The organism is Bosea sp. OAE506 (assembly GCF_040546595.1).
Lineage (GTDB): Bacteria > Pseudomonadota > Alphaproteobacteria > Rhizobiales > Beijerinckiaceae > Allobosea.
In genome coordinates this window covers 3,771,072-3,792,256 of record NZ_JBEPOB010000001.1, presented here as the reverse complement: position 1 = coordinate 3,792,256, position 21,185 = coordinate 3,771,072, and the positions used below count along the sequence as shown (strand labels likewise).

Genomic DNA, 21,185 nt, shown 5'->3' with positions numbered 1-21,185 from the left:
CCCGCGCCGCATCGCGGGGAGGGCGGGCGCAGAGGCTTGGATCAGGGCTTGATCGAGACGCTCTTGAGCTCGAGCCACTGCATCGGGGTCGATTTGAAGCCGTCGACCTTCTTGCTGACGCCGTTCACATGCGCCGCCGAGTAGGCGATGATGCCGGGCACGGTCTCCTCGACGAGCTCCTGGAACTTGCCGAAGATCACCTTGCGGGCTGCCTCGTCATTGGTCTTGCGGGCGTCGTCCAGAAGCTGATCGACGCGCACGTCCTTGTAGAGCCAGAGCTGCTTGTTCCAGCTTCCGGACGAATGGTAGAACGGATAGATCGCCGTATCGATCGTCGGCCGGGCGAAGTACCCGTCGACATACATCTGCGCCTTGCCAGCAACATTGGCGGTGTAGGAGGCGAAGGGCACCCGCTCGACATTGATGCGGATACCGGCGGCCTTGGCCATGTCGCGCACGGCGACGCCGACGCGCACGCGCTGCTCGCGCTCCTGCGGCACCTGCATCGGCACGTCGAAGCCGTTGGGGAAGCCGGCCTCTGCCAGCAGCTTCTTGGCCTGCGCGATGTCCGGCGGGGCGAACTTCATCGCCTTGTTGAAATAGGGGTGGCTGGGCGGGATCGGACTGAAGGTCGGGTTACCCTGACCGAACAGGGCGAGTTCGACGATCGCCTCCTTGTCGATGGTTAGCGCCAGAGCCTTGCGGACGCGCACATCGTTGAAGGGCGGGCGGTCGTTGTTCAGGATCACGCCATCCCAGGTCGGCGTCGAAACGCTGTCGGCCCGTGCAGTCGCACTGGTCTTCAGCTTGTCGACCGCCTCATAGGGCATGCTCCAGACGATATCGATCGCCCCCGATTCCAGCGCCGCCATGCGCGCCGCGGACTCCGGAATGATGCGCAGCGTCGCGCCGTCGACCTTCGGCAGGCCGGCTTCAAAGTAGCTGGGGTTCTTGACCAGCTCGAGCCGGTCGCCGGGCGACCAGGACTTGAACATGAACGGCCCCGTGCCGATCGGCTGCGTCGAGAGCTCGGCGAGCTTGTCCTTGGGGACGATGCGCAGGTTGCGGTCGGCGAAGATGTCGGCGAAGCCGGCATAGGGGATGTTGAGCTTGAACTCGACCGTCATCGGGTCGGTGGCGGAGATGCCATCGACCATCGACAGGCCGGTGCGGGCGCGCGAGCCCGTCGCCGGGTCGAGGATGCGATTCATCGTCGCGACCACGTCCTCGGCGTCCATCACCCGGCCATGGTGGAACTTGACGCCTTGGCGCAGCTTGAAGGTCCAGGTCTTGAGATCGTCGGACGCCGTCCAGCTCTCGGCGAGATCGGGCTTCACCGTCATGTCGGGATCGATGCGCGACAGCCCGTTGAACAGCAGGTGGACGTAGACATACTCGTCGCCGATCGTTGTCTTGGCCGGGTCGAGCTGGCTCAGCGTCGTCCCGAGCGCGACGCGCACGGTGCCCTGGGCGGCGGCGGGCAGCGCCGTCAGCGCCGTCGAAAGGCCGATCGTGACGGCCAATGTCGATAGAAGTCGTCGCATGGTGATCCCCTCGTTGTCGTTGGTCAGCTCTTCGGCCGGTTCGCGATGGCGGTGTCCGGATCGACCGCCCGCGTCACGTAGAGATCGGCGACCGGCTCGTATTCGCGCCAGAGGCGCTCGAGCGTCGCGATCGGGTCTGCATCGCCGTCGACGCGCAGGTCGACATAGGGAAAGGCCTGCTCATGCGCGACGATCAGCGCCGTCGAGACCAGCGGCTTGAACTCGCCACCGGCCTCGTCGCCGGCTTTCAGCGCCGCGATTAGCCGGGCGGCGAGCGGCAACGCCGGATCGGCCTCGAAGGCGCGCACCATGGCGGCTGGCACCTCCTTCGAGCGCACGATGTTACCGAGCGCCACGCAGTCGCGCCCATGCACTTCGGCCAGTTCGGGCTGGACGTTTCCGCCGCTGAAGCTCGCGGTGCGCCCCGTGACGTCGATGACGGCGAGCTGGCGCCAGTCGCTGCGCGGCGTGGCGGCGGCCGCGGCATCGACCGCCTGCTGCGCGGAGTAGCCGCGCTTGAGCAGATCCAGCATCAGCGGGCCGAGCCGCGGATCGGTCATGTGCTGCGTCAGCGCCGCGCCCACGCCGGCAGAGGCATGCTGGCAGCGCGAGCCCACCGCGATGGAGGAGGTGGTGACCACCGCCCCGAGCATGCCCGTGCGGGCACAGCGACCGGCGAGCGAATAGGTCATCGTGCGCCCTTCCGGATGGCGACGATATCGACCTCCATCAGCAGCTCGGGGCTGGCGAGCCCCTTGACGATGACGCTGGTGAAGGCGCTGGCATTGTCCCCCAGGCGCTCCCGGACGACCGCGTTGACCTCGGCGAGGAAGGCCCGGTCGGTGACGTAGACGGTCGCCTTGGCGACGTCGTCGAGGCCGGCTCCCGCCTCCGACAGCAGCGTCGCGACATTGTCCATCGCGACCTGCGCTTGCACCTTCGCGGCGCCGGCGCCGTAGAGCACCTCGTCGAGCCCCATCCCGGTCTGGCCGCGCAGCGTGACGCGGTCGCCCGACACCACCGCCATGCAGAACTCGCAGTTGAGCGGCTGCTGCTCGGTGCCGTAACGCGCTGCGCTGGAGTGGTAGGTGCGTAGCCGCTCATGCGGCTTTCCGCCCTGCTTGCGGACGACCGTCACGTCGATCTCGAACAGGATGTCGGGCCGGGCGAAGCCGGTGGTAACGATGCCGGTCGAGACCGGTCGCACCCCGGCGAGATGCTTGCCGATCATCGGGTAGACGCCGGCGCGATAGGCGCGGTCCGAGATGTAGACGGTGATCTTGCAGATGTCCTCGACCGAGGCGCCGGCCTCGTCGAGCAGCATCTTGAGGTTCGCCATGGCGAGGTCCGCCTGGGCGGCGGAATCCGCGATGCCGCGGCCCTTGGCCTTGACGCCGCTATGGTCGAGCCCCGCGCCGGTCTGGCCGCGCAGGAAGAACTCCTCGTCGGTGGCGAGCACCATCGAACCCTGCCAGGGGAAGCCCTGGCCGTGCCAGCTTTCGAAGGTGTAGGGCCGGGTGTGGCGCGGCGGCGAGGACGGGATCGCGGCTTCCGCGTCGATCTGGACGATCAGCTCCGGCAGCGCCAGCCCGGCGACCACCAGCCCTGTGCTGACGGCGCGGACCTCGGGAAGACGCTCCGCGATCACCGCATAGACCTCGGCGCGATAGCCGCGGTCGACGATGCAGGTGGTGAGCTTGGTCAGGCTGGAGAGTGAGCCGCCGGCCTCCTTCAGCGCCGCCTCGAGCCGGTCGAGCGCGGCATGGGTCTGGGCTGTCGGGTCGCCGATGCCGGCGATGCTGCCATCGGGGTTGAGCGCACTCGCACCGCTAAGGAAAACACGCTCGCCGGCGCGCACGGCCCCGGCGACGGGAAGATGGGCGATGCCGGGAAGGGCGGCGGGCGCGATGGCGTGGCGTTGCATGGGGTCTCCGCGGCGCGCACCGGGCCTCGCGGCGGCGGCGCGTCTCAGGCCGTGCCGGCGATGCAAGAACGGAGCCCGCGGCGGCGGACCCTGCACTTGCATCCCGGCACGCCGCAGAGGCTAGGCCGGAACCGCCGCCGGGATCGAATTAAAAACCGGCCCACATTATTCGCCGCGATTATAGGCCCCTTGCGTCGTCGTCAGCCTGGTCAGGCGGCGTTGTCGGCGACCCATTGCGCGAGCACGGTGGCGGCCGCCATGAAGTCGTCGATCTCCATCGCCTCGCGCGGGTTGTGGCTGCCATGCTCGTTGCGCACGAACAGCATCGCCACGGGCACACCCGCGGCGGCAAAGGCGGCGGAATCATGCGAGGCCGGGCTGCCGAGCGGCATGGCGGGCATGCCGAGCCGCTCCGCCGCAGCCGTCAGCGCCGCCCGGATGCCGGGATCGACCGGCCCGACGGCGGCCGAGGCGCGCGTTCCCAGTTCGAAGACGACACTGCGTTCGGCCTCGATCCGCGCGATTGCCTGATGCATCCGCGCCTCGACACCGGCGAGCACCGCCTCGTCATAGGCGCGCACATCCAGGCTGAAACGGAACTCGCCCGGCACAGTGGTCATGCCATGCTTTTCGGCATCGGTGTGGAAGCGCCCGAAGGTCACGGCCATGCCATCGCCCAGCGCCTCATGCTCCGCCCAGATCGCGTCCAGTTCGGCGGCCAGCGCCATGCCCGCCATGGCGGCGTCGCGGCGGAAGCGTCGTGGCGTTCCGACATGGTCGTAGCGACCGAGAATGCGCGCTGCCGGATAGCGGAAATTGCCGGGAATGCCGGTGCAGACGGCGATCGGGAAACCGGCTTCCACCAGGCTCGGCGCCTGCTCGATATGAACCTCGAGGAAGGCGCGGATACGCTTGGGGTCCAGGCTCCGTTCGCGCCGCCGCAGCGCCTCGGCGTCGCCGCCGCAGTCGCGGATATGGTCGGCGAGCGACCGGCCCGTGTCGATGCGCTTGGCCTCCAGCGCGCCCTCGGGCAGCGTCCCCAGCGCGCCGCGGCTGCCGATATAGGAGACCTGGAACCAGACGCTCTCCTCGGCCCTGACACCCATCACGGTCAGGTCGCAGCGCGGCGCGACCCCGAGGTCGCGCAAAGCGGCGAGGGTGACGAGGCCCGCGATCACGCCGGCCGCGCCATCGAAATTGCCGCCATGGGGGACGCTGTCGAGATGCGAGCCCATCAGGATCGCCGGCGCAGCCGGATCGCTGCCGTGCCAGGTCGCATAGGTGTTGAGCGAGGCGTCGGTGGTGACCGTAAGGCCGGCCGCCGCGGCGGCCTCCGCGAAGACGCGATGGCCGAAATCCTCACCCGCGCCATAGGTGTCGCGCATGATGCCGGGATGGCCCTGGCTGCCCTCGGCCAGGGTTCCGAACAGCCGCTCGGCCAGGCCGCGCTTGGCCGCGACCGCCGCCGCCAACCGCTCCGGGGCGATCACGAGGCGGCCTTGTCGAAATAGCCCGCGCGGACGGCGGCGCCGATCATGTTGACGACGAAGCGCCCGGCCGTAATGCAGGTGATCTGGTTGACGTCGCTGCGCGGGGTGATCTCGACAACGTCCATGCCGACGACGCGGCCCTTGCCGACGAGGCCGTGGATCAGCGTCCGCACCTGCGGGAAGGTCAGCCCGCCCGGACAGGGGCCGGCGACGCCCGGCGCGATCGCGGGATCGATGCCGTCGAGATCGATCGTCAGGTAGTAGCGTCCGCCCGCGGGAATCCGGTCGAGCACCGCCTGCATGCCGCGCTCATGGACGTCGTAGGAGGTCACCAGATGGGCGCCATAGGCCCGCGCCGCCTCGACCTCCTCGGTCCGGGCGCTGCCGGTGCCGTGCAGGCCGATCTGGAAGATCTCGCCGACATGGGCCATCTCGGAAGCGCGCCGGATCGGGCTGGAATAGCCGGTCGTGACGCCGTTCACCTCTTGGCGCCAGTCGAGATGCTGGTCGATCTGGATCAGCGTGATCGGCCCGTCGCCGTCGAGCGCGCGCAGCACGGGGATCGGCACACCATGGTCGCCGCCGAGCACGATCGGCATGGCGCCCGCCGCCCGGATTTTGCGGATTGCGGCTTCCGCCTTGATGGAATGGGCGGAGAGGTCGCGGAAATCGCCGACGATGTCGCCGCAATCGACGGTGCGGATCGGCCTTCCGTCATAGAGCGGGCCGCCGAGATCGAAATCATAGCGCTCGATCGAGCGGACGATCCGGTCCGTGGCGCGGCGCATCGCGGCGGGCATGTTGGTCTGGTCGTTGACGATCTCGGCGAAGCTGTAGGCATCGCCATAGGGGATGCCGAGAAAGGCGATGTCGGCCTGAAGATGGTCGAGATCGGTCGCCAGCTCCGAATACAGAAAGGTCGCGTGGCCCGTCTTCGGGGCGGTCGTCAACGACATGGGGCTGTCCTCGCCGGCTGTTCGCCGGTTCTCCGCCCTCGCCGAGAGAGGGGTCGCCGACTTTCGCCCGACACTGCTGGAGGGGGGCAGCACAGGCAATGGAGGCGCTTATCAGGAATCCGCGGGTGGCATTCGTCCGGCGAATACTCAGGCCGTCAGGAGAGGCGCGGCGCCGTCTCGCCCGCCACGACGCGCACCTCCCGCAGGAAGGCTTGCGCGGCCCGCGACAGCGGCCGCTTGCGCGAATACACGACGGAGGCCGACACCGGCGAGGCTGGCTCGAAGCGCCGCACCGCGAGGTTGCGGGAGGAGAGCGGCGAGAGCGGATCGACCACCGCAACGCCGATGCCGGTCTCGGCGAGGATGCAGGCGGTGTTGCAGTAGCGGACCTCGACGGAGGAGCGGAACGGCACGCCGACCTCCGCGAAAGCTTGGCGCACGATCGTCCCCATCCGCGTGCCGCGTTCCAGCGCGATGAAGGCGGTGGCGCGCAGATCGTCGGGCGTGATCGTCTCTTTCGCGGCGAGCGGATGATCGGGCCGCATCACGCAGACCATGCGCTCGGAGAAGAAGCACTCACTCTCGACGCCGCGATAATCGTTCAGCCCCAGCACGAAGCCGAGTTCCGCCAGCCCGTTATCAACGCTCTCGACCACGTTCTCGAAGCGGCGGATGTCGAAGGAAACGCGGGTATTGGGGCGCTTTTCCAGGAGGTTGCGCAGCGCGATCGGGATCACGCTGTAGCCCAGAGGTGGCGTCGCCAGGATGCGGATATGCCCGGTGCGGTTCTCCTTCAGATCCTGCACCTTCGCCTCGAAAGCGGCGTGCATGCTGAAGATCGGATCGGAATCGAGGCACAGTTCACGCGCCTCCGCCGTCGGGAACAGCCGGTTGTTGACGCGCTCGAACAGCGGAAAGCCGATCTGGCTCTCCAGATGCTTGATCGCGTTGCTGACGGCGGGCTGCGACAGGCCGAGTTCATGCGCCGCGCGCACCGTGGTCTCGCAGCGGACAACCGCTCGAAGCAGTTCGATCTGGCGCAGGTTCATATCACGCCTCCGAATAGGGTGGGCTGCTCCCTATTTCGTCAGCAAATCATGTGCCACTGCGTGGCTCGCCGCAAGCGGCGTCTCGTTCACGCGTCTAGGAAGGGCATCTCGCCCCGCGGCGGCGCGATGTCGGCATTTGCCTCGACCATCCGTCGCCAGACCGCTTCCGTCACCGCCTGCGCCTCCGCCAGCAGCGCCGGCTCGTCCACGGTCAGCACCTTGCGGTCGCGCATGACGAAGGCGCCATCGACCATCACCGAATGGACGACGCCGGGATGGGCGTAGTTCACGATGTTGGAGGTCAGCCGCAGGATGGGCCGCAGCGCCGGCTGGTCGAGGTCGAGCAGGGTGATGTCCGCCTTCTTGCCGACGTCGAGCGAGCCGATCCGGTCGAGCGCCCCCAGCGTGCGGGCGCCGTTGCGCGTGGCCATGTCGAGCACGGCTTGAGGCTGCGGATCGACGCCGCCCTCCTGCGCGCGGCCGAAGCCGGCGCGGTGGACGATCATGCCGATCTTCATCGCCTGGAACATGTCCTCGGTCATGTTGTCGGTGCCGAGCGCGATGTTGACCCCGGCGTCGTGGATCGGCCCGATCAGAACGCGATGTGGCCCCTTGCGGGAGGAGGGCGCCGGATTGTGCGCCATGTGGACGCCGCGCTGCGCCAGCAATTCGATGTCCTCGCGCGTGCAGAAGGTCCAGTGCGCGCAGGTCAGGTCCGGCCCGAGGAAACCCTCGCGCTCCAGATAGCCGGCCGGCGTTAGTCCGTGCGCCGCCTTCACCGCCGCGACCTCGCCGGGGCTCTGGGCGAGGTGGCAGGTGCGCGTCAGCCCGTGGCGGGCGGCGAGGTCCATGATCTCCGCCAGCATGGTGGGCGAGCAGTTGTCGGGGGCATGCGCAGCGACCTGGCAGCTCACCCGGCCGTCGCGCGCGCCGTGCCAGGTCTCGATCAGCTCCTGCGTGCGTTCCAGGAACTGCCGCCCGAAGGCCTCGTCGATCCCGTATTCGCCAAAGCGGATCTTGCGCGTGTCGATGTCGGCGCAGCTTTCCGAAAGCCAGAGCCGCAGGCCGGTATCGGCCATCGCGCCGGCATAGGAGGGGACATGGCGGAACGGGTCGACCAGCGTGGTCGTGCCGCTGCGGATCGCCTCAAGGCAGCCGAGCGCGGCCATCACCGCCCGCTCATGGTCGCTCATCGTGTAGGAGATCGGCGACATGTAGCGGTAGATGATCTCGCCGTCCCAGTCCTCGACCGTGCCGCGCAGCGCCGTCAGCACCGTGTGCGTATGCGCGTTGACGAAGCCGGGCAGAACGGCGAGGCCGCGCCCCGCCATCCGCTCATGCGCCGGAAACTCGCGCTCCAGCGTGGCGGTCTCGCCGATGGCGGCGATCCGGTCGCCGGTGATCGCGATCGCAGCGTCCTGCAGGATGCGCCGCTCCTCGTTGCAGGTGACGATCGTGGCGCCGGTGATGAGCAGTTTCATGGCTGCGTCCGCTGGTTGGAGAGGCCGGCCGTTGCCGCCTTTTCCTGCGCTACGAAATGCTCGGCGATCTCGCGCCCCGTCGCGATCCAGACATCGCCGAAGCCGCGTGCCCGCGCCAGGAAATCGCGCATGATGCCGAAGCGCATCGGCCTCCCCGAGACCTGCGGATGCATGACCATGCTGACCAGCCCGCCCCATTCGCGCGTCTGGTCGAGTTCGCCGTTCCAGATCGAGAGCACATGCTCGCTGGGAAACATCGGGCGCGGGCTGAAGCGCTGCGACAGCCCGTAGAGCCAGTCGTCGAAGGAGGCGTTGATCGGCAGTTCCACCACCCCGGCCGAGCCGTCGCGCTGCCGGTGCCGGTAGGGCCGGATATCGTCGCGAAACGAGGAGGAGTAGAGGATGCCGCGCTCGCGCAGATAGGCCAGGAGTTCGTCGTAGTTCTCGCCGCCGGCCGCCCGGTAGCCGACCGGGATCACGCCGAGCACACGCTTCAGCGCCTCCATGCCCTTCTCGAACTCCTCGACGTCCTCGTCGAAATCGGCCGGGTCGGGGCGCTTGTGGAGATAGCCGTGATGGCCGATCTCATGCCCGTCGCGGACGATCGCCTCGCACGTCGCCGGATGGACCTCGACGATCCAGCCTGGAATGAAGAACGTCGCCTTGATCTCGACCGATCGCAGATGGCCGAGGATCTTCGGCACGCCGACGCGCTCCTCGTAGCCGCCGAAGGAGAGCGTCACCAGCCGGTCGGTGTTGGCGGCGTCGTGCTGCAGCCAGGCGGTCTCGCCATCGACATCGAAGGCCGGAAACAGCGCGCAGCTCCTGCCGGCGGGCCAGGGATAATCCGGCGCCGGGTCGGCGGGATTGGCGATCCGCATCGGGAAGACGGGCGTCATCGGAACCTCTCGTGGCGCGAGGCGAACCGCGCCTCACGGAACGAGGATAGCAAGGCGCATGCGCCCGGCGATGCCGTCCGGCTCCTCGCCGCTATGATTTATGGCGCCGCTCTATTCGCCCCGGTGATAGCGCCGCGCCCCGTGGCCCCTCAGCCCGTCAGCTCAGCATGTCGCGCACCAGCGGCGCGACCTTCTCCCCGTACAGCCCGATGCAGCCCAGGGCCGCCTCATGCGGGAGCGAGCCGGCGCTGTATTTGAGCTGGAAGCGCGAGAGACCCAGCGTCGCCACGGTCGCGGCGATCTTGCGCGCCACGGTCTCGGGCGAGCCGACATAGAGCGAGCCCTGCGCGATCTCGCGCTCGAATTCGTCGCGTCCCATTGGCGGCCAGCCGCGCTCGCCGCCGATACGGTCGCGCATGCGCTTGTAGTGCGGGAAGAACAGGTCGCGCGCCGCCTCGTCCGTCTCGCCGACGAAGCCCGGCGAATGCACGCCGATCGGCAGCACGGGTTCGCCCAGCTGCGCGAAGGCGCGGCGGTAGAGATCGACATAGGGTTTGAAGCGGGCCGGATCGCCACCGATGATCGCCAGCATCAGCGGCAGCGAATAGCGCGAGGCGCGCACGACCGATTCCGGGCTGCCGCCGACGCCGATCCAGGTCTTGAGGCGCCCGCTCTCGATCGGCGGGAAGACGCGCTGGTTCGTCAGCGGCGGCCGGAACGTACCTTGCCAGGTTACGGCGCGCTGCCGGATCAGCGCGACGAAAAGGTCAAGCTTTTCGGAAAACAGCGTCTCGTATTGGCTGAGATCAAAGCCGAAGAGCGGGAAGGATTCGGTGAAGGAGCCGCGCCCGAGGATGACCTCGGCACGCCCGTTCGAAATCGCGTCCACCGTCGAGAAGCGCTGGAAGACACGGATCGGATCGTCCGAGCTCAGCACCGTCACCGCCGACCCCAGCCGGATGCGGCTCGTGCTGGCCGCGATCGCCGCCAGCACCGTCTCGGGCGAGGACACCGCGAAATCGTCGCGGTGATGCTCGCCGACACCGAAGAAATCGATGCCGACGCGGTCGGCCAGCACCGCTTCCGCGACGAGGTTGCGGATGACCTGGGCGTGGGGCAGGGCCGTCCCGTCCGGCGCCGCCGTCACGTCACCGAAGGTGTCGAGGCCGAATTCGAGATCATCGGACATGGCGTCCCTCCGGTGAGCGAGCAGGATGCGAGAGGGGGTAAACACCCGTGACTGCCGCATAAACGGGCAAATGACGCGCAAGCGGGCGATGGCGCCGCGCCTCGTCGCCTGCAAACGCGAAGCCCTGCGCCTTAACAGGCGCGGACGGGTCCGTCAGCCCGCCGTCGCCCTGCATGACGCGGGACACGGTTGGCACGGCAGTTGCTGGCCTTTGGCGCCCACCGGCCGAGGATTGACGTCATTCAGATGGCTGCGCCTGCCCCTCACGCTCCCATGGCGGCACAGCCGCTGACGCTCGACGGCATCACGCACAGCTATGGCGGCGGGCTGGCGGTCGACAACGTCACGCTCGAGGTGAAGGGCGGCGAACTCGTCGCGCTGCTCGGCCCCTCCGGTTGCGGCAAGACCACGCTTCTGCGGATCGTCGCCGGCTTCATCCAGCAGGGCAACGGCAAGGTCCTGATCGACGGCCGCCCGATCGACACCCTGCCGCCCAACCGCCGCGAGATCGGCATCGTCTTCCAGAACTACGCGCTGTTCCCGCACATGACGGTCGCGGAGAACATCGCCTATGGGCTGGCCGCCCGCGGCGAGAGCCGCAGCGTTCAGGCCCAGCGCGTCGAGGAGATGCTCGCCACCGTCCAGATGGCGGGCTTCGCCGACCGCAAGCCCAAGCAGCTCTCCGGCGGGCAGCAGCAGCGGGTCGCACTGGCGCGGGCGTTGGCCATGCGGCCGCGCATCCTCCTGCTCGACGAGCCCTTCGCGGCGCTCGACAAGAACCTTCGGCTCGACATGCAGATCGAGATCAAGCGGCTGCAGCGCCAGTTCGCCCTGACCGCGATCATGGTCACGCACGACCAGGACGAGGCGATGGCGATCGCCGACCGCATCGCCGTGATGAGCCATGGCAGGATCGAGCAGCTCGGCACGCCGGTGCAGGTCTATGACGAGCCCGCCACGCTCTTCGTCAACAGCTTCATCGGCTCCAGAAATCTCCTGAGCGGGCAGATCACGGCGCCTGTCGAGGGCGGCTACGCGGTCGCGCTGGGCAATGGCGCTGCCTGGACGGTGCCGTCCGCAGCCCGCTTCGCCCCGGGCCAGCCCGTCCTCGTCTCGGTCCGTCCTGAGCAGATGCGGCTCGCCGACGAAGCCGGCGAGGGCCGTTTCCCGGTCGAGCTCAAGCTCAGCCTGCCGATTGGTGGCGAACTGATCCACGACGTTACCGGTACCGATGGCAGCTCGCTGAAGATCGCGATGTCGCGCCGCCCCGGCATGGCCTCGGGCCGCTCGGGCACTGCCTTTTGCGGCCTCGCCGACCACGCCCGCCCCGTTCTCTTTCCCGCCTCTCAACCCTGACCCGGAGCCCATGCCGATGACACAGATCAACCGTCGAGATCTCCTGGCCGGCGCAGGCGCGCTCGGCCTGGCGTCGCTCCTGCCGATGCGCGCCAGCGCCGCCGGCAGCCTCACTGCCGCGATCTATCCCGGCACCTGGGAAGAGGCCTATCGCGGCGTCGTCGCGCCCGCGCTGAAGAAGAGCGCCGGCATCGACGTCGCCTTCGACTCGCTGTTTGCCGTTGACCAGGTCGCCAAGGTGCGTGCCGCGCGCGGCGTGCCGCCCTTCGACTGCTTCGTGCTCGATCCCGGCCCCGCTGCGGCCGCGATGGCCGCCGGCCTGTTCGAGCCGATCGACGCCTCCAAGCTCGCCAATGGCCCGAAGGTGCCGGCCGGGCTGATCACGTCGCATGGCGTAACCTGCAACGCACAGGTCGTCGGCATCGCCTACAACCCGAAGAAGTTCGCGACCCCGCCCAAGGGCTGGGCCGACCTGTTCAAGAGCCCCTATGTCGAGCGGCTGGGCCTTACCGGCTTCCAGACCACCTTCGGCACGGTCTCGATCATCGAGATGGCGAAGGTGTTCGGCGGCTCCGCCACCAATGTCGAGCCGGTCTTCGCCGAGCTGAAGAAGGCTGTGTCGAAGGCGGCTGCGGTCGCCGCGCCCGCCGCCATGCCCGGGCTGTTCCAGCAGGGGCAGATCGACATCATGTACACCAACACCAACACGGTCGCGACGCTGAAGGGTCGTGGCGTTGATATCGAGTTCATCAAGCCCGAGACCGGCGCGATCACCTTCCAGACCACGCTGCACATCGTTAAGGGCGCCGACAACGTCGCCAGCGCCTACAAGTATATCGATGCCGCGATCTCGTCCGAGGTCCAGGCCGAGCTGCAGAAGCAGCCCTACAACATGGTCCCGATCAACAAGGACGTGAAGCTGGTCGAGACGCTCGACATCAAGTCGCTCGACGAACTCGCGACGATGGTCACGCATGACTGGACGGTGATCAACCCGCAGCGCGCCGCCTGGATCGAGCGCTTCAACAAGGAAATCACCAAGTAGGTCTCAGCCGATGGCAGGCATGGCTGCAGCGGCCGCCGCGAGCGGTGGCGTTCCGGGGGCCAGGGTCGACTGGCGCCTCGCGGCGCCGCTCGGCCTGACCTATCTCGCCTTCTTCGCCGCTCCCTTCGCGATCCTGCTCGGCATCAGCTTCTATGCCGATGCCGAGCAGACGCGGCTGGGGCTCGATTCCTGGACCAAGTTCTACGGCGATGCCTTCTACCGGAAGGTGATTTTCGACACGCTCAAGCTCGGCGTCTTCGCCGTGCTGGCCACCACGCTGCTGGCCTATCCGCTCGCGCTGGTCTTCCGGGCGTCGGGCCCGCGCGTGCAGCGGCTGCTGATCTTCATCATCCTGATGCCGCTCCTGACCTCGGTCGTGATCCGCACCTTCGCCTGGATCGTCATCCTGGCGCGCGAGGGCGTGCTCAACCAGACGCTGATGGGGCTCGGCCTGACGGCGACGCCGCTCAACCTGCTGCAGACCGAACTCGGCCTCGTCATCGCGCTGACGCAGATCGAGATGCCGCTGATGCTGCTGCCGCTTCTGACCATCATGAACCAGATGGACCAGAACCTGGTCGATGCCTCGCGCGCGCTCGGCGCCTCGAAATGGCGGACCTTCTTCCGGGTCATCCTGCCGCTGACGCTGCCGGGCTGGATCGCCGGCGCGACGCTGGTCTTCGCCTCGGCGACGACCGCCTTCATCTCGCAATCCGTCATCGGCGGAGCGCGACTGGTCTATCTGCCCTCGCTGATCTGGCAGCAGTCGATGGTGGTCTACAACTGGCCCTTCGCGGCGGTCGCCTCGCTGACGCTGCTGTTCACGGTGCTCGCCGGCATCATGGCGCTCGGTTGGCTCGGCCGCTTCGCCCGGACGAGCTGAGGAACAGGCCATGCAGCGCTCCACCCCCGGCGACGTCGCCTACACCTGGATCATCGGCCTGCTCGCAGGGCTCGGCATTCTCATCCTGATCGGGCCGGTGCTGGTCGTGATCGCGACCTCCTTCACGACGTCGCAGACGCTGAAATTCCCGCCGCCCGGCCTGTCGCTGCGCTGGTATGGCGAATTGTTCAACCCGGCCCGCTCGGCCCAGATTCACACCGCCGCGCTGAACAGCCTCTGGGTCGCCGGCCTCGCCACCGCCATCGGCGGCGTGCTCGCCGTGCTCGCGGCGCTGGCGATCTCACGGGTCGCGCGGCCCTCGGCGCGCGTGCTGGAGGCGAGCTTCCTGTCGCCGCTGGTGCTGCCGACCCTGTCCTACGGCCTCGCGGCGCTGATGTTCTTCTCGGTGCTCGGCATCAGGCCCTCGCTCAACCTGCTGATCGCGGGCCATCTCGTGGTGATCGCGCCCTTCGTCTTCCGCACCACGTTGGCGAGCCTGTCGCAGCTCGATCCGGCGCTGCTCGAGGCCTCCGCCAATCTGGGTGCGAGCCGCCTCTACGGCTTCCGCCGGATCACCCTGCCGCTGATCGCGCCGGGCATCGCGGCAGGCTGCTTCCTCGCCTTCATCTCCTCGATGGACAATGTCCCGGTCTCGCTCTTCCTCTCGACCGCGCGCACGGCCATGCTGCCGATCCGGATGTGGGGGATGATGGAGACGACGCTGGACGTCCGCATCGCCGCCATCGCCGGCGTGCTGATCCTGGCGACGCTGATCCTGATGATCGTGATGGACCGCCTGACCGGCCTGACGCGGCGGATGAGCGGGTGAGGCTTGGCACGGCGGTATGGCGCGTCATGCTCGGGCTCGACCCAAGCATCTCTTGCCGGAGATTCTCGGGTCTGCGCTTCGCTCCGCCCGAGAATGACGTGTTCGGCAGAATGCCTGCGGGATGGAGACTGAAATGACCTACGACCGCGACCTGATCGGCTACGGCGCCAACCCGCCCAACCCGCAATGGCCGGGCGGCGCCCGCATCGCGATCAACTTCGTGATGAACTACGAGGAAGGCTCCGAGCCCTCCATCCAGGACGGCGAGGGCTACACCGAGCTCGGCCTGACCGAGGCGAACGGCCTGCCGACCGGGGTCAAGGGCCGCGATCTCGCCGGCGAGGGCATGTTCGCCTATGGCAGCCGGGTCGGCTTCTGGCGGCTGATGCGGCTGTTCCAGGAGCGGGGACTGCCGATGACGGTGTTCGGCTGCGCGCTCGCCATCGAGCGCAACCCCGACGCCGCGGCCGCGATCCGTGCTTCCGGTTTCGACGTCTGCTGCCATGGCTGGCGCTGGATCAAGCATTACGACCTGACGGAGGCCGAGGAGCGCGAGCATATCGCCAAGGCGATCAAGTCCCTCGAAGCCACGGTCGGCGAGCGTCCGCTGGGCTGGTACTGCCGCTATGGGCCGAGCGTGAACACGCGTCGGCTCGTCGTGGAGGAGGGCGGTTTCCTCTACGATTCCGACGCCTATGACGACGAATTGCCCTACTGGAAGGTGGTCGACGGCAAGCCGCACCTCGTCGTGCCCTACTCGCTCGTCAACAATGACGGCAAGTTCGGCTCGGGCTTCTTCGGAACCTCGAACGACTATTTCGACTGGCACAAGGACGCCTTCGACATGCTCTATGCCGAGGGCGCGACGCAGCCCAAGATGATGTCGGTCGGCCTGCATATGCGCCTGATCGGCCACCCTGCCCGCGCGGCGGGCCTCGCGCGCTTCCTCGACTATGTCCAGAAGCATGAGAATGTCTGGGTGACCGGCCGGCTCGACATTGCGAAGCACTGGGCGAAGACGCATCCTTTCCAGCCGGCCTGACGCGCGTCATGCTCGGGCTTGACCCGAGCATCTCCTGACGGAGATTCTCGGCTCTCCGCTGCGCTCCGGCCGAGAATGACGCCGGGCGCAGCCCTTTCACGATAGGATGCCCCCTTGCCCAAGCCCGATTTGATCGTCGCCCTCGGCGATGCCCGCTACCTGATCGAGCGGCCCTTCGGCTGCTGGCCGCAGAATGCCGGCTTCGTCACCGATGTGACGGTCGATGCCCGGGGGCATGTCTTCGTCATGTTGCGGCACGACCCGCTGACTCAACCTGACGATCCGCGCGTCATCGAGTTGTCGCCGGAGGGGGAGTATCTCGGCGGCTGGGGCGGCGACCTGATCGCCGATTCCCACATGCTCACCGTCGATGCGCAGGGGCGTCTCCTCTGCGTCGATCGCGACATGCACGAGATCGTCATCTGTTCGGTGACCGGCGAGCGCCTCGGCGGCCTCGGTCAGCGCGGCGAACCGCTCTCGCCCTTCAATCACCCGACCGACGTGCATGTCTCGGCCTGGGGCGACATCTATGTCGCCGATGGCTATGCCGCGAGCCGCATCCACCGCTTCTCGGCCTACGGCGTCCATCTCCAGAGCTGGGGCGAGCACGGCTCGGGCGAGGGCCAGTTCGGCTGGCCGCACGCGCTCTGGACCCATGCCGATGGCCGCGTCGTCGTCGTCGACCGCACACATAACCGCGTCCAGGTCTTCGACCGCAACGGCCAGCACCTCGCGACCTGGAGCCATTTCCGCGATCCCGTCGCGATCTGGGGTGACGAGGACGGCAACACCTATGTCACCGACACGCAGCCGACCCTGCAGAAGATCGGCCCCCATGGCGAGCGGCTCGGCCGCTGCCGGCCGTTCCTCAATGGCGCGCACGGTATCTACGGCATGCCGGGCGGCGACATCCTCCTGGCCGAAAGCAATCCCAGCCGCCTGACGCGACTGCGGCTGCTGGATTGATGACCAACCTCAGCCCTCATCCTGAGGAGCCCGCGCAAGCGGGCGTCTCGAAGGATGGTCCAGAGCGCGCTGGAGCATCCTTCGAGACGCGGGCTACGCCCGCTCCTCAGGATGAGGCTGAGCGTGGCGTCTACCAATTGCGATAACCGCCCAGGGAACGCCATGACCACGCGGATCATCTGGGGCGGGACGCTCCTGACCGGCTTCGACGCGGCGGGTGAGCCGGTCCTGCTGCAGGACGCTGGTGTCGCCTGCAAGGCGGGGACGATCCTTGCGACCGGGCCGCTCGCCGATCTCAAGGCGGCCTATCCCGACGCCCCCATCACGGGCGGGCGCGACTTCGCGATCACACCCGGCTTCGTCAACGCGCATCACCATGTCGGCCTGACGCCGCTGCAGCTCGGTTCGCCCGACCACCCGCTGGAGCTCTGGTTCGCCAGCCGCATCGCGCTGCGCGATGTCGATCTCTATGCCGACACGCTGTTCTCCGCCTTCGAGATGATCGAGAGCGGCGTCACCACCGTGCAGCACCTCCACAGCCGCGCGCCGGGAACGCCGGCCGATATTCTCGCCGCCGCCGAGAAGGTCATCAGTGCCTATCGCGACATCGGCATGCGCGCGTCATATTCGATGGCGCTGCGCGACCAGAACCGGCTCGTCTACGAGGCCGACCAGGATTTCGTCGCAGGCCTGCCCGAAGAACTGCGCCCGGCCGCGAGCGCCTTCTTCCAGCGCTTCACCGTTCCGCTTTCCGACCAGGTCGCGGTCTTCGAGGAATTGCTGGCGCGCCATGGCAACGGTGACCGCATCCGCATCCAGATCGCGCCCGCCAACCTGCACTGGCTCTCGGAGGAGGCGCTCGACGTCACCGGAGAGTTGCAGCGCCGCACCGGGCTGCCGGTCCATATGCATGTGCTGGAGACGCCCTATCAGAAGGCCTATGCCCGCAAGCGCACGGGCGGCTCGGCGCTCGCCCATCTCGACCGGCTCGGCCTGCTTGGCCCGCATTTCACCATCGGCCACGGCGTCTGGATGAGCGAGGCCGATATCGAGCTCGCCGCCGATCGCGGGGTCTGCATCTGCCACAATTGCAGTTCGAATTTCCGGCTGAAGAGCGGCGTCGCGCCGGTGAACCGCTTCCTCGCCCGCGGCATTCCCGTCGCCATCGGCATCGATGAGGCCGGCATCAATGACGACCGCGACATGCTGCAGGAGATGCGGCTCGTTCTGCGCGCCCATCGTGAGCCGGGCATCGACGCTCCCCACCCGTCGGCGGCGCAGGTGCTGCGCATGGCGACCGAAGGCGGCGCGCGCACGACTCCTCTCGCCGGCCGCATCGGGCGTCTGGAGCCCGGCATGGCGGCGGACCTCGTGATGTTCGACTGGCCGGCGGTGACCTATCCCTATCAGGACGACGGCCTCGGCTTCGTCGAGGTGCTGGTCCAGCGCGCCAAGACGAAGGCCGTCCACAGCGTCATGATCGCCGGCGAATTCGTCTATCGCGAGCGCCGCTTCACGAGGCTCGACCGCGACGCCGTTCTGGCCGGCCTGGCCGAGGCGCTGGCGAAGCCGAAGACGCCGGCCGAGCGGGACCGCATAGCCCTCTCGCAGGCGCTGCTGCCGCATGTCCGCCGCTTCTATGACGGCTATCTCGACGGGCAGGGCGACGAGCCCTTCTACCGCCCGAGCGGGCGGTTTTGACGGGCCACGGCTTGCTGCCTTCGATGGTTTGCCTCCGGCCCACCACCGTCATCCCGGGCTTGCCCCGGGATCCATCGGAAGGCTCCGGAGCTCTCCGGTGGATCCCGGAGTTCCGCTTCGCTCCTTCCGGGATGACGCGGAGGTTGGCGCGCCTTTCGAGGCTGGCCGCTCAATGCCCCCGCGAAACCCGCTTCTGCGCCAGCCGCACCGCCGCGGGGATCGGAGCGATCACCGGCACCGAAAACCGCAGATTGAGTGATTGCGCCGCCTGGCCGAGCGGGCCGCCGCCGATCAGCAACGCCTGCGCGCCCATGGTCTCGATCGCCTCCGCGCAGGCCTCGGCCAGTGCCTCCACCAGCGTGGCGTGATCGGCCATGATCGCGTGGACATCGCCCTTGGTCAGCGCGACGCCCCGGAAGGTCTTCTCATGGCCATAGGCCTGCGCCAGCCCGGTGATCGAGGCGACGAGATCGGGCGTCGTCGTCACCACCGCGAAGGGCCGCCGGCCCGTCCCGGCCTCGGCCATGCCGGCCTCGGCGATGCCGGTGACCGGGCAGGAGAGGCGAAGCCGCAGCGCCGCCAGGCCGGGATCGCCGAAAGCGGCAATGATGACACCGTCCGGCGGGGTGGTGGTGATCGTTCCCGTCAGCGCCTGCACCGCCTTGGCCGACTGGGCCAGCGCCTCCTCATTGGTGATGAGCGGCACGCCATAGGGCGCGCTCATCGCGTCGATCATGGTACCGGCCGGCGCCGCCGCCTGGGCAATGGCGCGCATCATGCTGGTGGTGCCGGCATTGGTGTTGGGGTTGATCAGCAGCAGGCGCATCAGGGGCTCTCCGGCACGGCGGCGATGAAGGCGCGCGCAATCTCGGCACGGCCCGCGATCCAGAGTCGGTCGCGCCGGGCCGCCAGCAGGCACATGATGTCGCGAAAGGCGGCGAACCGCGCCGGGCGCCCGACGATCCTCAGGTGGAAGCCGAGATTGAGCAGCCGCGGCAGGCCGCGCGCGGCCTCCGCCTCCAGCACGTCCAGCGCGTCGGTGACGTACTCGACCATCTCGCGGGATCGGACGAAGCCGTTCGGATGGAAGAACTTCATGTCGTTGCTGTCGAGCGCATAGGGCACGACGAGCAAGGGCGGGCGCCCAGGCGCGCGATCCCAATAGGGCAGGTCGTCGTCGAAGCCGTTGGAGGTGTAGAGAAAGCCGCGTTGCGCCAGAAGCTCCCGCGTCCAGGGGCTCTCTCCGCCGCGGCAGAAGAAGCCGACGGGCGTGACGCCGGTCGCGGCTGTGATGGTGGCGACGCAGGCGTCGATGTCGGCAGCCTCCGCCTCTGCCGTCTCGTAATCGGCATGGGGGCGCCAGCGCCAGCCATGCACCGCCGGCTCATGGCCGCGCGCCACCACCGCCTTCGCCAGCGCTGGCGAGCGTTCGACGGCGCGGCCGCAGAAGAAGATCGTCGAGCGGATGGCGCTGTCGTCGAGCGCGTCGAGCATGCGCCAGAGCCCGGCGCGCGTGCCGTAGCCGAAGATCTGCTCCTGACCCTGGTCGCGCTTGCCGGCGGGCACGATGCTCATCACCTCGCCCATGCTCTCCGAGCGCGCATCGCCATCGCCGACCTGAAGCTCCGCACCCTCCTCGAAATTGATCACGACGGAGATGGCGAGCCGCCGGCCATTGGGCCAGGTGAAGTCCGGCCAGGCGCCGGCATAGCCTTCGAGGTCGCGGTGGGTCATCACTCAAAGTCCCCGATGCCTGCATCACCTAGCAAGCCCTCATCCTGAGGAGCCGCGGCACGCGGCGTCTCGAAGGATGTGCCAGCTGTCTCCTGAACCTCCTGGAGCATCCTTCGAGACGCGCTCCCGCGGAGCGCTCCTCAGGATGAGAGCTCGTCCTCTGCCCGCCTATGACGGTGGCGGGCTCGAATATTCACCCTCTACCCCACTCCGCCAGCCAGTGCCGCGCGATCGCGTCGCGCCGCGCGAACCAGACGCCGGGCTTCGACGCCGCATGCGCCAGAAAGCGCTCGAGCCCGCCGATCCGTCCGGGCCGGCCGATGATGCGCAGATGCAGGCCCACCGACATCATGCGCGGCGCCGTGCCGCCCTCTTCGTAGAGCCGGTCGAAGGCGTCGATGCAGTAACGGGCGAAATCGTCACCGAAGACGAAGCCGCCGCCCCGTTGGAAGCGCATGTCGTTGGTGTCGAAGGCATAGGGCAGCACCAGATGCTCAGCGCCCTCGACATCGACCAGGAAGGGAAGGTCGTCATTGTAGGCGTTGGAATCATAGAGAAAGCCGCCATGCTCGCGCAGCAGCCGGCGGGTGTTGAGCGAGGTCGCCGAGCGCGTGTGCCAGCCGACCGGCGGCGTGCCGGCAGCGTCCGTGATCGCCGCCACGGCGCGCGCGATCGCCTCGCGCTCCTGCGCCTCGTCCATATGGGCGTGGCGCTCCCAGCGCCAGCCATGGGCGGCGACCTCGTGCCCGTCGGCCACCGCCTCCTGCACCAGCCAGGGTGAGAGCGCGACGGCGCGGCCATTGGCGTTCAGCGTCGCCGCCACGCCGTACTGCTTCAGCAGCGCGCGGATGCGCGGCCAGCCGGCGCGCGGGCCATATTCGAAATGCGACTCCATGCAGAGATCGCGCACGCCGGTGATCTCCTCGACCACCTCGTAGACGCTCTCGTTGCGCTCGTCGCCCTGGCCGATCGAGAGCTCCGCGCCCTCCTCGACATTGACCACGACGGAGACGGCGAGCCGCGCGTCGCTCGGCCAGCGGATCGTGGGCGGGGTGTCGCCATAGCCGCGGAAGTCGCGGTCGCTCACGGGAGAAGCC

At 68.3% G+C, this 21,185-nt stretch carries 19 protein-coding genes; 7 read left to right on the top strand and 12 right to left on the bottom strand.

Annotated features, from left to right (window positions below):
* Window positions 1-41: 41 nt before the first annotated feature.
* From ABIE41_RS18420 to ABIE41_RS18380, 9 genes are all read right to left on the bottom strand, one after another.
* Window positions 42-1,544 carry an ABC transporter substrate-binding protein gene (locus ABIE41_RS18420; RefSeq protein WP_192641716.1) on the bottom strand — a complete coding sequence of 501 codons (1,503 nt, stop codon included), beginning with the start codon at window positions 1,542-1,544 and terminating at the stop codon, window positions 42-44.
* A gap of 23 nt (window positions 1,545-1,567) precedes the next feature.
* Entirely contained in the window at window positions 1,568-2,236 is a 669-nt protein-coding gene (locus ABIE41_RS18415; protein ID WP_192641715.1) for a DUF1028 domain-containing protein, read from the bottom strand.
* Complete coding sequence (locus ABIE41_RS18410) at window positions 2,233-3,468, bottom strand: RidA family protein (RefSeq protein ID WP_192641714.1); 1,236 nt, start codon at window positions 3,466-3,468, stop codon at window positions 2,233-2,235. Before ABIE41_RS18410 ends, ABIE41_RS18415 begins: the two co-directional genes overlap by 4 nt.
* Window positions 3,469-3,677: 209 nt before the next feature.
* Window positions 3,678-4,958 carry a Zn-dependent hydrolase gene (locus tag ABIE41_RS18405; protein ID WP_354192750.1) on the bottom strand — a complete coding sequence of 427 codons (1,281 nt, stop codon included), beginning with the start codon at window positions 4,956-4,958 and terminating at the stop codon, window positions 3,678-3,680.
* The gene (locus tag ABIE41_RS18400; protein WP_192641713.1) at window positions 4,955-5,914 is read right to left on the bottom strand and encodes an agmatinase; all 960 of its coding nucleotides are present in this window, start codon (window positions 5,912-5,914) and stop codon (window positions 4,955-4,957) included. Before ABIE41_RS18400 ends, ABIE41_RS18405 begins: the two co-directional genes overlap by 4 nt.
* A 155-nt stretch (window positions 5,915-6,069) precedes the next feature.
* Window positions 6,070-6,963, bottom strand: a complete 894-nt coding sequence (locus ABIE41_RS18395; protein WP_192641712.1) for a LysR family transcriptional regulator — start codon at window positions 6,961-6,963, stop codon at window positions 6,070-6,072.
* Window positions 6,964-7,049: 86 nt separating this feature from the next.
* Window positions 7,050-8,444, bottom strand: a complete 1,395-nt coding sequence (locus ABIE41_RS18390) for an amidohydrolase family protein (protein ID WP_192641711.1) — start codon at window positions 8,442-8,444, stop codon at window positions 7,050-7,052.
* A complete protein-coding gene (locus ABIE41_RS18385) occupies window positions 8,441-9,343 on the bottom strand; it encodes a polysaccharide deacetylase family protein (RefSeq protein ID WP_192641710.1) in 903 nt (300 codons plus the stop codon). Before ABIE41_RS18385 ends, ABIE41_RS18390 begins: the two co-directional genes overlap by 4 nt.
* 157 nt (window positions 9,344-9,500) lie before the next feature.
* On the bottom strand, window positions 9,501-10,532 hold the full coding sequence (locus tag ABIE41_RS18380; protein ID WP_192641709.1) for an LLM class flavin-dependent oxidoreductase: 1,032 nt from the start codon (window positions 10,530-10,532) through the stop codon (window positions 9,501-9,503).
* Window positions 10,533-10,778: 246 nt separating this feature from the next.
* On the opposite strand from ABIE41_RS18380, the gene ABIE41_RS18375 reads away from it, so the two are divergent.
* The 7 genes from ABIE41_RS18375 (at window position 10,779) to ABIE41_RS18345 (ending at window position 18,354) form a co-directional block, all read left to right on the top strand.
* Window positions 10,779-11,888: an ABC transporter ATP-binding protein gene (locus tag ABIE41_RS18375; RefSeq protein WP_192641708.1), complete on the top strand. Its 1,110-nt coding sequence runs from the start codon at window positions 10,779-10,781 to the stop codon at window positions 11,886-11,888.
* 16 nt (window positions 11,889-11,904) lie between these two features.
* Window positions 11,905-12,933, top strand: a complete 1,029-nt coding sequence (locus ABIE41_RS18370) for an extracellular solute-binding protein (protein WP_192641707.1) — start codon at window positions 11,905-11,907, stop codon at window positions 12,931-12,933.
* A 19-nt stretch (window positions 12,934-12,952) separates the two neighbouring features.
* Window positions 12,953-13,816: an ABC transporter permease gene (locus ABIE41_RS18365; RefSeq protein ID WP_192641706.1), complete on the top strand. Its 864-nt coding sequence runs from the start codon at window positions 12,953-12,955 to the stop codon at window positions 13,814-13,816.
* A 10-nt stretch (window positions 13,817-13,826) separates the two neighbouring features.
* Entirely contained in the window at window positions 13,827-14,645 is an 819-nt protein-coding gene (locus ABIE41_RS18360; RefSeq protein ID WP_192641705.1) for an ABC transporter permease, read from the top strand.
* Window positions 14,646-14,778: 133 nt separating this feature from the next.
* Window positions 14,779-15,687 carry an allantoinase PuuE gene (locus tag ABIE41_RS18355; protein ID WP_192641704.1) on the top strand — a complete coding sequence of 303 codons (909 nt, stop codon included), beginning with the start codon at window positions 14,779-14,781 and terminating at the stop codon, window positions 15,685-15,687.
* 114 nt (window positions 15,688-15,801) lie between these two features.
* Window positions 15,802-16,653, top strand: a complete 852-nt coding sequence (locus ABIE41_RS18350) for an NHL repeat-containing protein (protein ID WP_192641703.1) — start codon at window positions 15,802-15,804, stop codon at window positions 16,651-16,653.
* A 162-nt stretch (window positions 16,654-16,815) separates the two neighbouring features.
* Window positions 16,816-18,354 (top strand): amidohydrolase family protein, encoded by a 1,539-nt coding sequence (locus ABIE41_RS18345; RefSeq protein WP_192641702.1) that lies wholly within the window; start codon window positions 16,816-16,818, stop codon window positions 18,352-18,354.
* A 169-nt stretch (window positions 18,355-18,523) separates the two neighbouring features.
* Here ABIE41_RS18345 and ABIE41_RS18340 read toward each other — a convergent pair whose 3' ends face one another.
* The 3 genes from ABIE41_RS18340 to ABIE41_RS18330 all read right to left on the bottom strand — a co-directional run bounded on the left by ABIE41_RS18340 (window position 18,524) and on the right by ABIE41_RS18330 (window position 21,175).
* The gene (locus ABIE41_RS18340) at window positions 18,524-19,180 is read right to left on the bottom strand and encodes an aspartate/glutamate racemase family protein (RefSeq protein WP_192641701.1); all 657 of its coding nucleotides are present in this window, start codon (window positions 19,178-19,180) and stop codon (window positions 18,524-18,526) included.
* Window positions 19,180-20,088 (bottom strand): polysaccharide deacetylase family protein, encoded by a 909-nt coding sequence (locus tag ABIE41_RS18335; protein ID WP_192641700.1) that lies wholly within the window; start codon window positions 20,086-20,088, stop codon window positions 19,180-19,182. Before ABIE41_RS18335 ends, ABIE41_RS18340 begins: the two co-directional genes overlap by 1 nt.
* A gap of 193 nt (window positions 20,089-20,281) precedes the next feature.
* Window positions 20,282-21,175, bottom strand: a complete 894-nt coding sequence (locus ABIE41_RS18330) for a polysaccharide deacetylase family protein (protein WP_354192741.1) — start codon at window positions 21,173-21,175, stop codon at window positions 20,282-20,284.
* Between the last annotated feature and the right edge of the window lie 10 nt (window positions 21,176-21,185).